Here is a 12,240-nt window from a genome sequence, read left to right on the forward strand (position 1 = left end):
ATAGACACGGATGAATATCTCACGCAGAAGGCTGCTGCTCTTTTCCTGGTTAGTGCCCTTCACGGCACTGGCCGAACCCGTACAACCGACGCACGAATTCACGTTGAACAACGGACTGAAAGTTGTGGTGCGCGAGGACCATCGCGCGCCCGTGGTGACCTCGCAACTCTGGATCAAGGTCGGCTCCAGCGATGAACCGCCAGGGCAATCCGGACTGTCACATGCTCTGGAACACATGCTCTACAAAGGCAGCAGCAAGGTTTGCGCTGGCGAAGCTTCGGCCATACTGAACAAACTTGGCGCGTCAGCAAACGCCTTTACCAACAAGGATGTGACCACCTATCACCAGACTTTACAGCCCTATCAATTAGGCGTCGCTTTCGAGTTGATGGCCGACATGATGTCAACCGCCCTCCTGCGCGCCGAGGATTTCATTCCGGAACTGGCCGTCATTCAGGAAGAGCGCAGGTTGTACGAGGATGAGCCAAATGCGACCGCACAGGAACGTCTTACGAGCATCGCCTTACCTGCCAGCAGCTATGGCGCACCGGTCGTCGGCTGGATGCACGACTTGCAGCGCCTCAAAGTCGATGATCTGCATCATTGGTACCAGACCCGCTACGCACCCGCAAACGCCACGCTCATCATTGTCGGTGACGTCACACTGGAAAAGGTAAAGACCCTCGCGGAGCGTTACTTCGGCGGACTTCCCGCCAAGACCTTTGTCACCACAAGAAAGTCGCTGGAACTGGCTGAACCCGGAGAGCGAAAAATCATCCTGCACCAGGCGATACCTGCGCCTCGATTGATAATGTCGTTCAACGTCCCGAGCCTGACCACCGCCGAAAACCGTCGCACCGCGCACGCGTTGCGGCTACTCGACACTTTGCTGGCCGGCTCGAACAGCGGGCGTCTGACTAAACAGCTGCAATTCACCGACAGGCTGTTCTCCAGCACTTCGTCCAATTACAACCCGCTGTATCGCGGCGACAGTCTTTTCACCCTCAACGCCCAACTCAACGCACCAAGCACCGTCAGCCTTGATGAGGCACAAGCGCGGATCTGGGCGCTGCTCGACGAGCTCAAGGCCACACCGCCCGACAGCGTCGAACTGGAACGCGCCCGCACCCGACTGATCGCCCGGCAAATCTATGACCGCGATTCCATCACCAATCAGGGGTATCAACTCGGCGCGCTTGAGAGTATCGGGCAGTCCTGGCGACTGGTGGACGAAGATGCCAATGAACTGAAACAGGTGACCCCGGCAGACATTCAGCATGCCGCACAGACGTACCTGACCCGCCAACGCCTGAGCATCGCCCATGTCCTCGTGGAGAAAACCCATGAATAAGTTCACCTGGGTGACACTATGGTTATTAGCACTGGCCGGCCTCCAAGGCAGCCTGGCGTTCGCCGACGCCGAACCGCAGCAAACCTCTGTTGTTCAACCCCCACGCCTGCAATCCCTGGCAGAGCTGGACGAGCAGGCAAAAACCTCTCGCCCCCTGAAAATCAACGGATGGAAATCGCTGTTCGGCGGTAAGGTGTTGTTTATCCGCACCCCTGAGCTGCCGATGCTCGACCTGCATGTGAGTTTTCCTGCCGGCAGCACGCAAGATGGTGCGCATCCCGGCCTGGCGGCAGCAACGTTCAGCCTGCTCAATGAAGGCGTGCCGGGCAAGGACCTGCCAGCGATCCTGGAAACCTTTGATAGCCTCGGTGCAAAACTCGGTATGAGCATCGATCCGGACCGGGCCTCATTTTCCCTACGTACCCTGGCGGCCACAGAAAAGCGTGATCCGGCACTGTTGCTGTTTACCCAGATACTTGGCCAGCCCCTGCTGACCGACGAATCGTTGTCCAGCGTCAAAAAAGAACTGACCCATATCCTCAAGACCCAGCAGCAGGATCCCGCATCACAAATCACCCACGCCATGAATGAGCTGCTGATGCCGGGAAACCCGTACGCCCAACCGATTTACGGTACGGAAAAAAGTGTGGCCGCACTCTCCCGGGAACAGATCCAGGCGTTCCATCGACAAGCCTATACCGCGTCCAACGTATTAATCACATTGGTCGGGGACCTGACACTGGAACAAGCCCAAGCGATGAGTCTGCAAGTTTTCAACGCGCTGCCCGCCGGCTCCGAAATGGCAGGAGCGATGCCGATCTCGCGTCGACAGGGCGACACGAAGTCACGTCATATCGAGCACCCCCTGAGCCAGACGCACATCCAGCTGGGGCAGACGGGTGTGACACGACAGCATCCCGATTACTTGGCATTGACCGTGGCCCACATGATTTTCGGTGGGCAAAACCCATCTTCCCGACTGATGAAGGAGCTCAGAGAGAAGCGCGGGCTGACCTATGCCGTGCAATTGCAGTCGACCTTTTGGAAGGGCGGCAGCGCTGCCGTCATCAGCCTGAAAACCAGTCCACAGTTCAGCGAGGGCGCAGTGAAGCTGGTGCAGTCAATGTATCGCGAGTACTTGCAAACGGGTCCGACCCAGCAGGAACTCGACGACACCCTGCGCCAGCTGCGCATCAGCACCGCGTTGAACAGCGCCAGCAACGCCCAGATTCTTTCCCGACTGGTCGCTATCAACCAGAACGACTTGCCACTTGACCTGAACTTCTCAGTCGAGCAAGCCCAAGGGTTGACCGTTGCACAAATCAAAGGAGCCTTGAACAAACACTTCGATGCGAACCAATGGTCGGTCGTGACAGTAGGTCCGACCGTGGAGCAACGGCCTTTGCCTCTGCCTGCCAGTGAGGTGCCACAGAGCATGTGTCGCGCCGAGACGGGGTTTGTGGCAAGTTAGTTTCTTTAGAAACAGGTGGCAGGGCCAAACGTATCAGCCCTGTCACCGACAGTTTTACCCTTTAGAGAAACATCGTGCTCCAGTCCAGTGAACGCTTCACCCCGGCCTTTGGCCTGGGCAACCCGCACTTGCAAACCTTGTGGGGACCGCTATGGCGCAAAACCACACATATTGAACGCGAGCGTGAACGCTTGTGGCTCGATGACGGCGACTTTCTCGACCTCGACTGGCATGGCCCACACAGCGCGACGGCACCGTTGGTGCTGGTGCTGCACGGGCTGACGGGGTCGTCGAATTCACCTTATGTGGCCGGTGTGCAAAAGGCACTCGCCGCCCAAGGCTGGGCCAGTGTCGCGCTGAACTGGCGCGGCTGTTCGGGCGAGCCGAACCTGTTGGCACGCAGCTACCATTCCGGTGCCAGTGAAGACCTCGCCGAAGCCATCAGGCACCTGCGGGCCAAACGCCCGTTAGCGCCGCTGTACGTGGTGGGCTATTCCCTGGGTGGCAATATTTTGCTCAAGCACCTGGGCGAATCAGGCAGTGACAGTGGCGTGGCCGGTGCGGTGGCCGTATCGGTACCGTTTCGCCTCGACCACTGCGCCGATCGTATCGGCCTGGGTTTTTCCAGGGTCTACCAGGCGCATTTCATGCGAGAGATGCTCGCCTACATCAAGAACAAACAACGCCAGTTCCAGCATGACGGACGCGAAGAGGGCCTGGCGGCGTTGGCGGCGCTCGGTTCGCTGGAAAACATGCGCACCTTCTGGGATTTCGATGGCCGGGTCACGGCACCGTTAAATGGTTTTATCGATGCCGAGGATTACTATCGTCGCGCGTCGAGCCGTTATTTCCTGGGGGAGATTCGCACACCAACCCTGATCATTCAGGCGGCGGACGATCCCTTCGTCTTCCCCCACAGCCTGCCGCAAACCGACGAACTGTCTGCCTGCACGCAACTCGAGTTACAAACCAAAGGTGGGCATGTCGGCTTCGTCGATGGCTCGTTCAGGCAACCGGGTTATTACCTGGAACGGCGCATCCCGCAGTGGCTGGCCGCCGTGGGGCACAGGTAGCCGATCAGGGCAAGAAATGGGTACGACTGTGGGAGCGAGCCAGCTCCCACAGGGTTTAGCAATTACTCACCGGTGGCGATGCCACGCGCAGGATCGTTGATCCACTCGCTCCACGACCCGGCATACAACGAACCCAACGGATACCCCGCCAGGCACAGAGCGAACAGGTTATGGCAAGCCGTCACACCTGAACCGCAATACGCCACCAGATCGCTCGGCGAACGATCACCGAGTTTCGCGGTAAATCGCTGCTTGAGCTGATCGGCCGGGAGGAAGCACCCGTCACTCCCCAAGTTGTCGGTAAACGCCGCACATTGCGCCCCCGGAATGTGCCCGGCAATCGGATCGATCGGCTCCACTTCACCTTTGAAACGCGGCAAGGCACGGGCATCCAGCAAGGTCAGCGCAGGTTGGCCGAGACGCTGCTGAAGCTGCTGGGCGCTCAAGATCAACGCATTGTCAGGTGTTCCGGTGAAGGTGCCGCGTTTGTTGTCGCACGCATCCAGACTCAGCGGCAAACCTGCCGCGTGCCAGGCCTTGAGCCCGCCATCCAGAATAAACACGCCGTCACGCTTGCCCAGCCACGCCAGCAACCACCAGGCCCGCGCCGGGTAGGCACCCGGGCCGTCATCGTACAAAACCACCTCGCTATCAGCGTTGATGCCCCAGGCTTGCAGGCGTTCGATCAACGTTTCAGCGTCAGGCAGCGGATGACGCCCCGTCACGCCCTTGACCACCTGCCCACTCAAATCACGCTCAAGATCGGCAAACTTCGACCCGGCGATGTGCCCTTCGGCATAGCTGCGCTGGCCATAATCCGGGTCATCGAGGGCAAAACGACAATCCAGAATCACCAATCCCGGCTCATCCTTTTTCAGGTCCAGTGCTTGCGGGCTGATCAGTTGCGCAATGGGCATAGCGGGCTCCTGTGACTAAGTCGGTTTTTAATCCTACTGCACTTCTTCAAGGGCTTGGGCCAGCGGCACGTAAAACTCTTCGTACAGCGCGTTCACTGCATCGCGAGACTGATCCGTCACGAAACCGGCCTCAAGCACCAGCACCTGATACACGCCCCGTTTGATGGCTTGTTCACTCAGGTGATTGGAGTTTTCCCGCGTGGTGCACAGAAACCGCACCCAGGACGTCAGGATGATCCACGCGTTGAGCGTCAGGGACTCAATCTGCACCTTGTCCATTTGCAGGATGCCGGCTTCGACGAAAGCCGCGTAGATGTGCGTGCCATGGATCAGGCAACGCTGGGAAAACCGCCGATAACGGGCGGCGAGTTCCGGATCGCTGTCGAGCAAGTGTTCGAGATCACGGTGCAAAAACCGGTAGCGCCACATGGCCGCCAGCAGTTCCTGAAGGTAGAAGCGCTTGTCGTCCACCGTGGACGCACGCCCCTGAGGTGGGCGCAGGAAGCTGTCCACCAGGCTTTCGTACTCACTGAACAGCACGGCGATGATCGCCTGCTTGTTAGGGAAGTGGTAGTACAGGTTGCCTGGGGAAATTTCCATATGGGCAGCAATGTGGTTGGTGCTGATACTGCGCTCACCCTGCTGATTGAACAGCTCCAGGCTGTTCTGCACGATGCGCTCGCTGGTTTTGATCCGAGGGGCCATGGCTTGAGCTTAAATTCAGAGTTCGATGAAGGGCATCTTACGACCTATCGACGAGCGGATAAAACAACGCTGTTACAGGATGCCATTTGACTTTCTAGAGTATAGACTCTAAAAAGGCCTTCATAACAACTAATCCGGAGCCGACAATGACTGCTGACATCGCCTACCTTCAGAACCTGAATCAGCCTCTGGAAGAACTGCAAACGCTGTTCGACGCACAACGCGCCGCTTACGCCGCCAACCCGATGCCGCCGGCCGCCCAGCGCCAGCAATGGCTCAAAGCATTGCGCGACCTGTTGAACAGTGAACGTCAGGCGTTGATCGAGGCGATCAGCCAGGATTTCAGCCACCGCAGCGCCGATGAAACCCTGCTCGCCGAAATAATGCCCAGCCTGCACGGCATTCATTACGCCAGCCAGCGCCTCAAAGGCTGGATGAAGGACTCGCGGCGCAAGGTGGGCATCGCTTTTCAGCCGGCGGCGGCCAAAGTTGTCTACCAACCGTTGGGCGTGGTCGGCGTGATCGTGCCCTGGAACTATCCGCTGTACCTGGCCATCGGCCCGTTGGTGGGTGCGCTGTCGGCCGGTAATCGGGTGATGCTCAAGCTCAGCGAATCAACCCCGGCCACCGGTTTACTGCTCAAGGAGCTGCTCGCGCGAGTCTTCCCTCAAGACCTGGTCTGCGTCGTATTGGGAGAAGCCGATGTCGGCGTAGCGTTCTCTCGCCTGCCTTTCGATCATCTGCTGTTCACCGGTGCCACCAGCATCGGCAAACACGTGATGCGTGCGGCGGCCGAGAACCTCACCCCGGTGACCCTCGAACTCGGCGGCAAGTCCCCGGCCATCGTGTCCCAGGATGTGCCACTCAAAGACGCCGCCGAACGTATCGCCTTTGGCAAAACCCTGAACGCCGGGCAAACCTGCGTAGCCCCGGATTACGTACTGGTGCCGCAAGACCGTGTGGACGGTTTCATCGACGCTTATCGCCAGGTGATTCGCGGTTTTTATCCGACACTTACTGACAACCCGGACTACACCGCCATCATCAACGAGCGGCAACTGGCGCGTCTCAACGGCTACATCAGCGATGCCACCAGCAAAGGTGCGCAGTTGATTCCGCTGTTCGAACAGGGGCAGGGTCGTCGCATGAGTCACAGCCTGCTGCTCAATGTCACCGACGACATGACGGTGATGCAGGACGAAATCTTCGGCCCCCTGCTGCCCATCGTGCCGTACAAGAATCTGGACGAGGCGTTTGCCTACATCAACCAACGCCCTCGCCCACTGGCGCTGTATTACTTCGGCTACGACAAGCGCGAACAAAACCGTGTGCTCCACGAAACCCACTCCGGGGGTGTCTGCCTCAATGACACCCTGCTGCACGTCGCTCAGGACGACATGCCGTTTGGTGGCATCGGCGCCTCGGGCATGGGCCATTACCACGGCCACGAAGGCTTCCTGACCTTCAGCAAGGCCAAAGGTGTGTTGATCAAACAGCGCTTTAACGCATCGAAGCTGATCTACCCGCCGTACGGAAAGTCCATTCAGAAACTGATCCAGAAGCTGTTTATCCGCTAACGATCATCACCACCGGGTAACAACAATAATGAACCCAAGCTTGACCGACACACCCGCGCTGTCACGGCGCGGCCTGCTGAAATTCAGCCTCGGCGCGAGTGCATTTCTGGCCACGGCCGGATTGGGCGCGAGCCTCAGCGGCTGCTCGTCGAGCACTCCGGCGACCGGCTTCGCGATTCTGCGCAGCGGCGACCTGCTGTTTTTGCGCGCACTGATCCCGGTGATGCTCGAGGGCGCTGTCGCGGCCGAGAAAATGCCGGCATCGGTCGACCAGACCTTGCACAGCCTGGATAACAGCCTGAATCACCTGTCACCGGAAATGCTCAAGCTGACCCAGCAATTATTCGATGTGCTGGGGATGGCCGTGACTCGCGGACCGCTGACCGGGATCTGGGGTAGCTGGGAAAACGCCAACGCCAGTGAAGTCCGGCACTTCCTTGATCGATGGGAAAACAGCTCGTTGAGCTTGTTGCGCATGGGGCATAGCTCGTTACTGCAACTGGTGATGATGGCGTGGTACAGCCGGGCCGAATCGTGGGTGCATTGCGGGTATCCCGGACCGCCTACGGTCTGAAACCGAGTCGACCCATCGCGGGTAAGCCCGTTCCCACAGGGGATCGCGTCCCCCTGTGGGAGCGAGCCTGCTCGCGATGGCGCCCGGAAGAACACTCCAAAAATAACAACTAGAGAACCTGAGAATGCCTGTACCCGATCCGTTCCGAGAAGGCCTGTCCCGTGGCTGGAAAACCTACAATGGCTCGCAACTGACCCAAGACCTGACCCTCGAAGCGGACGTGGCGATCATCGGCAGCGGCGCTGGCGGCGGCACCACGGCTGAAATCCTCAGCGCGGCCGGCTACAAGGTGCTGCTGATCGAAGAAGGCCCGCTCAAGACCAGCAGCGACTTCAAGATGCTCGAAGACCAGGCCTACTCCAGCCTCTACCAGGAAGGTATCGGGCGCATGAGCAAGGATGGCGCGATCACCATCCTTCAGGGCCGGGCGGTGGGCGGCACCACGCTGATCAACTGGACGTCGAGCTTTCGCACGCCAGCCCCGACGCTCGAACACTGGGCCAAGGAGCACGATGTCAAAGGCCACACGCCAGCCGAAATGGCGCCGTGGTTCGAGAAAATGGAACAACGTCTCGGCGTCGCACCGTGGATGGTGCCACCCAACGCCAACAACGACGTGATCCGCAAAGGCTGTGAAAAACTCGGCTACAGCTGGCACGTCATCCCGCGCAACGTGCGCGGTTGCTGGAACCTCGGCTATTGCGGCATGGGCTGCCCGACCAACGCCAAGCAATCGATGCTGGTCACGACCATTCCGGCAACGCTGGAAAAAGGCGGCGAGCTGTTGTATCTGACCCGCGCGGAAAAACTGTCGATCAAGGACGGCAAAGTCACCGGTTTGCACTGCGTGGCGATGGACGACCGTTGCGTCGCGCCGACCGGCCGCACGATCACGGTCAAGGCACGCCATTACGTCCTGGCCGGCGGCGGGATCAACAGCCCGGGGCTGCTCCTGCGTTCTGATGCACCGGATCCGCACAAGCGCCTGGGCAAACGCACGTTCCTGCATTTGGTAAATATGTCTGCCGGGCTGTTCGACGAGGTGATCAACCCGTTCTACGGCGCGCCGCAGTCAATCTATTCCGACCATTTCCAATGGCAGGACGGCGCTACCGGCAAGATGGCCTACAAACTCGAAGTCCCGCCGCTGCACCCGGCACTGGCGACAACCCTGCTCGGCGGTTTCGGCAAGGAAAACGCCCAGCACATGGAGCACCTGCCCCACACCCACGCCATGCTCGCGTTGCTGCGCGACGGGTTCCATCCCGACAGCCCCGGCGGCAGCGTCGAACTGCGCAGCGACAATACGCCAGTGCTCGACTATCAAGTCTCGCCCTATGTCTGGGACGGCTTGCGCCGAGCTTTCCACAGCATGGCCGAGATCCAGTTCGCCGGTGGCGCCAAAGCGGTGATGCCGATGCACGCCGATGCTCGCTACGTGAAAACCCTGGCCGAAGCGCGCACGCTGATCGATGGCTTGAGCCTTGAGTTGTACCGCACACGCTTGGGCAGCGCCCACGTGATGGGCGGTTGTGCGATGGGTGAAGACCCGAAAAACGCCGTCACCGACAGCCTCGGCCGTCATCACCAGCTCAGCAATCTGTCGGTCCATGATGGCTCGCTGTTTCCCACCAGCATTGGCGCAAACCCGCAACTGTCGATCTATGGGCTGACGGCGCAACTGGCCACTTCCCTGGCCGAACGTTTGAAAAACCCATGAAAAGGGAGAATATTCTTATCGTCTATAGTGCTTTCTTACCCAACAGGCGACTTGGCCGACCGGGAAGGCTGCGATACCATCCGACTCCCCAACGGACTCCCGCCAGGACGACGCGATGAACCGAGTGTTGTACCCAGGTACCTTCGACCCTATTACCAAGGGCCATGGCGACTTGGTCGAACGCGCCGCGCGCCTGTTCGATCATGTCATCATTGCCGTTGCCGCCAGCCCCAAGAAAAACCCGCTGTTTCCTCTGGAACAACGTGTGGAGCTGGCCCGCGAGGTCACTAAACATCTGCCGAACGTTGAAGTTGTCGGTTTCTCGACGCTGCTCGCCCACTTCGCCAAAGAGAAGAATGCCAACGTGTTCTTGCGTGGTTTGCGCGCGGTGTCGGACTTCGAATACGAATTCCAGCTGGCCAACATGAACCGCCAGCTGGCGCCGGATGTGGAAAGCCTTTTTCTCACACCGTCCGAGCGTTATTCGTTCATTTCCTCGACGCTGGTCCGTGAAATCGCAGCGCTTGGCGGCGATATCACCAAGTTCGTCCACCCTGCGGTGGCCGACGCCCTCACCGAACGTTTTAAGAAATAAAGCCGGGCACCGTCTGTAGGAGCTGGCGTAGCCTGCGATCCGCAAAACGTCGCGCCCGCGTGCACTGCGGGCGCCAATGCGGCACAATTGTGCGCATTGGTTTATTACGCCCGGGCCTGCCGCCCTGGCTGGAGTTAGCATGTCCCTGATCATCACCGACGATTGCATCAACTGCGACGTCTGCGAACCCGAGTGCCCGAACGCCGCCATTTCCCAAGGCGAAGAGATCTACGTGATCGACCCGAACCTGTGCACGCAGTGTGTCGGCCACTACGACGAACCTCAGTGCCAGCAAGTGTGCCCGGTGGATTGCATTCCACTGGACGAAGCGCATCCAGAGACTGAAGACGAGTTGATGGAGAAGTACCGGAAGATTACCGGCAAGGCTTGAGATTTTTGCTGCCTGTCTTAGCTCCCACAGGGGATTTGTGAACGACGCAAGCCCAATGTGGGAGCGAGCCTGCTCGCGATGACGTCATCAGCCACGCCGAACATTTAACTGGTTACCGCGCTTCAGCTCTGACAGCGAGGGCAAAAAACGCTGGCGCGCTGCCCGAGTTTCACATCCCGCAGGTCTGTGCCGCAGACCTTGCAGGGCTGATGGCCTCGGCCGTACACGAACAGTTCCTGCTGGAAGTAACCCGGCTGACCGTCACCGCCGATAAAGTCGCGCAAGGTAGTACCACCGCGCTCGATGGCGGCGGCCAGGATGCGTTTGATCTCGATCGCCAGTTTCAAATAACGCGCCCGGGAAATGCTCCTGGCTTCGCGGCGCGGATCGATACCGGCGGCGAACAGCGCTTCGGTCGCGTAGATATTGCCGACGCCCACCACCACCGCGTTATCCATGATGAACGGCTTGACCGCCATGGAGCGCCCGCGAGACTGCTGGAACAAGCGCTCGCCGTCGAACAGGTCGGTCAACGGCTCCGGTCCCAGGCGAATCAGCAACTCGTGGTTATATGGGTCGAGACTCCAGAGCATCGCACCAAACCGACGCGGGTCGGTGTAGCGCAGCGCCAGGCCGGACTCCAGTTCGATGTCTACATGCTCATGCTTGGCCGCCGGCAGACCGGCTTCCACCAGCCGCAAATTCCCCGACATGCCCAAATGGCTGATCAGCGTGCCGACTTCGGCATTGATCAACAAGTACTTCGCACGCCGTTCCACCAGCACGATGCGCTGTCCGGAAAGCCGCACATCAAGGTCTTCCGGAATCGGCCAGCGCAAGCGCCGGTCCCGTACGATCACCCGGCTGACCCGTTGGCCTTCCAGGTGCGGCGCAATTCCGCGGCGGGTGGTTTCGACTTCTGGCAGTTCAGGCATGGGGCACTCGAATCAGGCTATCCAACGCTCAGCGATGAGTGCCAAGGTCACGAATCGTTTGCTTGAGCGTCTCGAAGTCATAGTCCGAGAGGCCGACATAATCGAGCACCAGATGCCCGATGCTGTTCCATTCGTGATCTTCGGCCTGGTTGCCCAATACCCGATAGGACGCACAAATGTGTTCGGCCATCTTCAGAATCGCCAGCAGGTTCTTGAGCTGGGCATTGCGCGACGACTCATCGCTGAAGATCGCCAACGCGTTATGGTGATTGGCGATAGCGGCGGTCACATGATCCGGCAGGCGCCAGGACTTGGCGGTGTAATATCCCACCACGGCATGGTTGGTATTGAACGCCCGGTTCTCGGTGTCCACCACCCGGCATTCGGCACTGGCGTTAGCATACGCCTGTTCCAGAACCGTCATGTATTGGGGGAAACGCTGAAGCATCAACGGCACACCGCAATCGTGGAACAACCCCAGGGCGTACGCTTCATCACCGGCCTGAGCGCCAATGCGCTTGGCCAGGGTCAGGCAGGTCATCGCCACGTCTTGAGCCGTGTCCCAGAAACGGTTCAAAGTGACAATGGTGTCGTCATTCATCTCGCCCTTGATCGACTGCGCGTTGATCAGGTTGATGATTGAGCGGCTGCCCAGCAGATTCACCGCACGCTGGATCGAGGCGATCTTGTTGCTCAAGCCGTAATACGGCGAGTTGACGATCTTCAGCAACGCGCCAGAGAGGCCCGGGTCTTGGGAGATCAGCTTCGCGATCACTTCCAGGTCCGGGTCGGGCATGTACTGCTCCATCTGCAAATCCACCATGATTTGCGGCTGGGCGGGCACGCTGATGCCTTGCAGGGACTGTTGAATCTGTTCGGTCGTCAGCTCTTGGGACATAGGTACACACTCTGGGCCAGGCGCAGATTCTAG

12 protein-coding genes are annotated in these 12,240 nt (G+C 59.3%); 8 read left to right on the forward strand and 4 right to left on the reverse strand.

The window, feature by feature from the left end; genetic code table 11:
* The first annotated feature begins 10 nt into the window (after window positions 1-10).
* The 3 genes from PMI22_RS16375 to PMI22_RS16365 all read left to right on the forward strand — a co-directional run bounded on the left by PMI22_RS16375 (window position 11) and on the right by PMI22_RS16365 (window position 3,895).
* Window positions 11-1,351: a M16 family metallopeptidase gene (locus PMI22_RS16375; protein ID WP_007945522.1), complete on the forward strand. Its 1,341-nt coding sequence runs from the start codon at window positions 11-13 to the stop codon at window positions 1,349-1,351.
* Window positions 1,344-2,822, forward strand: coding sequence for a M16 family metallopeptidase (locus tag PMI22_RS16370; RefSeq protein ID WP_007945523.1), 1,479 nt, complete (start codon window positions 1,344-1,346; stop codon window positions 2,820-2,822). The genes PMI22_RS16375 and PMI22_RS16370 overlap by 8 nt, the downstream gene beginning before the upstream one ends.
* A 74-nt stretch (window positions 2,823-2,896) precedes the next feature.
* The gene (locus tag PMI22_RS16365; RefSeq protein ID WP_007945524.1) at window positions 2,897-3,895 is read left to right on the forward strand and encodes a hydrolase; all 999 of its coding nucleotides are present in this window, start codon (window positions 2,897-2,899) and stop codon (window positions 3,893-3,895) included.
* A 62-nt stretch (window positions 3,896-3,957) separates the two neighbouring features.
* On the opposite strand, the gene PMI22_RS16360 is transcribed toward PMI22_RS16365, so the two are convergent.
* Window positions 3,958-4,812 carry a sulfurtransferase gene (locus PMI22_RS16360; protein ID WP_007945525.1) on the reverse strand — a complete coding sequence of 285 codons (855 nt, stop codon included), beginning with the start codon at window positions 4,810-4,812 and terminating at the stop codon, window positions 3,958-3,960.
* A 33-nt stretch (window positions 4,813-4,845) separates the two neighbouring features.
* On the reverse strand, window positions 4,846-5,517 hold the full coding sequence (locus tag PMI22_RS16355; protein WP_007945526.1) for a TetR/AcrR family transcriptional regulator: 672 nt from the start codon (window positions 5,515-5,517) through the stop codon (window positions 4,846-4,848).
* Between the two features lie 146 nt (window positions 5,518-5,663).
* On the opposite strand from PMI22_RS16355, the gene PMI22_RS16350 reads away from it, so the two are divergent.
* The 5 genes from PMI22_RS16350 (at window position 5,664) to PMI22_RS16330 (ending at window position 10,374) form a co-directional block, all read left to right on the forward strand.
* Complete coding sequence (locus tag PMI22_RS16350) at window positions 5,664-7,094, forward strand: coniferyl aldehyde dehydrogenase (protein WP_007945527.1); 1,431 nt, start codon at window positions 5,664-5,666, stop codon at window positions 7,092-7,094.
* Window positions 7,095-7,122: 28 nt separating this feature from the next.
* On the forward strand, window positions 7,123-7,668 hold the full coding sequence (locus tag PMI22_RS16345; protein ID WP_007945528.1) for a hypothetical protein: 546 nt from the start codon (window positions 7,123-7,125) through the stop codon (window positions 7,666-7,668).
* 124 nt (window positions 7,669-7,792) lie between these two features.
* On the forward strand, window positions 7,793-9,388 hold the full coding sequence (locus PMI22_RS16340) for a GMC family oxidoreductase (RefSeq protein WP_007945529.1): 1,596 nt from the start codon (window positions 7,793-7,795) through the stop codon (window positions 9,386-9,388).
* Window positions 9,389-9,503: 115 nt separating this feature from the next.
* Complete coding sequence (gene coaD, locus PMI22_RS16335) at window positions 9,504-9,983, forward strand: pantetheine-phosphate adenylyltransferase (RefSeq protein ID WP_007945531.1); 480 nt, start codon at window positions 9,504-9,506, stop codon at window positions 9,981-9,983.
* Between the two features lie 139 nt (window positions 9,984-10,122).
* A complete protein-coding gene (locus tag PMI22_RS16330; protein ID WP_007945532.1) occupies window positions 10,123-10,374 on the forward strand; it encodes a YfhL family 4Fe-4S dicluster ferredoxin in 252 nt (83 codons plus the stop codon).
* 122 nt (window positions 10,375-10,496) lie between these two features.
* On the opposite strand, the gene mutM is transcribed toward PMI22_RS16330, so the two are convergent.
* Window positions 10,497-11,309 carry a bifunctional DNA-formamidopyrimidine glycosylase/DNA-(apurinic or apyrimidinic site) lyase gene (mutM, locus tag PMI22_RS16325; RefSeq protein WP_007945533.1) on the reverse strand — a complete coding sequence of 271 codons (813 nt, stop codon included), beginning with the start codon at window positions 11,307-11,309 and terminating at the stop codon, window positions 10,497-10,499.
* A 28-nt stretch (window positions 11,310-11,337) separates the two neighbouring features.
* Window positions 11,338-12,153 carry an HDOD domain-containing protein gene (locus PMI22_RS16320; RefSeq protein ID WP_177323427.1) on the reverse strand — a complete coding sequence of 272 codons (816 nt, stop codon included), beginning with the start codon at window positions 12,151-12,153 and terminating at the stop codon, window positions 11,338-11,340.
* Window positions 12,154-12,240 lie beyond the last annotated feature (87 nt).

This window comes from Pseudomonas sp. GM21, assembly GCF_000282215.1.
Taxonomy (GTDB): domain Bacteria; phylum Pseudomonadota; class Gammaproteobacteria; order Pseudomonadales; family Pseudomonadaceae; genus Aquipseudomonas.

Bases quoted from the DNA above. Each gene is read 5' to 3' on its own strand.
- PMI22_RS16375 (WP_007945522.1), top strand. From the start codon at position 11: ATGAATATCTCACGCAGAAGGCTGCTGCTCTTTTCCTGGTTAGTGCCC.
- PMI22_RS16370 (WP_007945523.1), top strand. From the start codon at position 1,344: ATGAATAAGTTCACCTGGGTGACACTATGGTTATTAGCACTGGCCGGC.
- PMI22_RS16360 (WP_007945525.1), bottom strand. From the start codon at position 4,812: ATGCCCATTGCGCAACTGATCAGCCCGCAAGCACTGGACCTGAAAAAG.
- PMI22_RS16355 (WP_007945526.1), bottom strand. From the start codon at position 5,517: ATGGCCCCTCGGATCAAAACCAGCGAGCGCATCGTGCAGAACAGCCTG.
- PMI22_RS16350 (WP_007945527.1), top strand. From the start codon at position 5,664: ATGACTGCTGACATCGCCTACCTTCAGAACCTGAATCAGCCTCTGGAA.
- PMI22_RS16345 (WP_007945528.1), top strand. From the start codon at position 7,123: ATGAACCCAAGCTTGACCGACACACCCGCGCTGTCACGGCGCGGCCTG.
- PMI22_RS16340 (WP_007945529.1), top strand. From the start codon at position 7,793: ATGCCTGTACCCGATCCGTTCCGAGAAGGCCTGTCCCGTGGCTGGAAA.
- coaD (WP_007945531.1), top strand. From the start codon at position 9,504: ATGAACCGAGTGTTGTACCCAGGTACCTTCGACCCTATTACCAAGGGC.
- PMI22_RS16330 (WP_007945532.1), top strand. From the start codon at position 10,123: ATGTCCCTGATCATCACCGACGATTGCATCAACTGCGACGTCTGCGAA.
- mutM (WP_007945533.1), bottom strand. From the start codon at position 11,309: ATGCCTGAACTGCCAGAAGTCGAAACCACCCGCCGCGGAATTGCGCCG.